Annotated in this window: 1 protein-coding gene; it reads right to left on the reverse strand. The window is 65.8% G+C overall.

Annotation, left to right across the window (positions count from 1 at the left end; translation table 11 throughout):
- Window positions 1-576 (reverse strand): condensation domain-containing protein (locus tag IEZ19_RS50135; RefSeq protein ID WP_189318002.1); only part of this gene is annotated, 576 nt, incomplete at both ends.

Below are 576 nucleotides of genomic sequence, written 5' to 3' on the forward strand. Positions count from 1 at the left end.
TGCGCCTCAAACAACTCCACCAACGTCACCGAATCAACAGCAGCCGCCGTGTCATTCCACTCACCCAGAACTCGATCCCGCTCACCCGCATCGAGCACCGCCACCGCATGCAGACGGACATCAGGCGCCGCCGTCACAAGCTCCAGCATCCGCGCCAACCGCTGTGCGATCGCCTCGACCGAAGGTACGTCGAAGAGGTCCACCGAACCGTTCAGCGATCCTTCGAACCCGTCCGGGCGCCCCTGGTCGTCGAAGGTCTCGCGCAGGTGGACTTCCAGGTCGAACCGTGCCGCGTTCCCTGATCCGTCGAGCGCCTCGGCGTGGACGCCGGGCAGGTCGAGGACGGCGCTCTGCAGGTTTCGGAGCGTCAGCATCACCTGGAACAACGGGTGCCGGGACAGCGACCGCTCCGGGGCCAGCTCCTCCACCAGCCGCTCGAACGGCACATCCTGATGCGCCAACGCCCCCAGACTCGCCTCCCGCACACGCCCCAACACCTGCCGGAACTCCGGATCACCCGACAGATCCGTCCGCACCACCAACGTATTCACGAAGAACCCGACGAGATCGTCCAAC

The organism is Streptomyces brasiliensis (assembly GCF_014647875.1).
Taxonomy (GTDB): Bacteria; Actinomycetota; Actinomycetes; order Streptomycetales; family Streptomycetaceae; genus Streptomyces; species Streptomyces brasiliensis.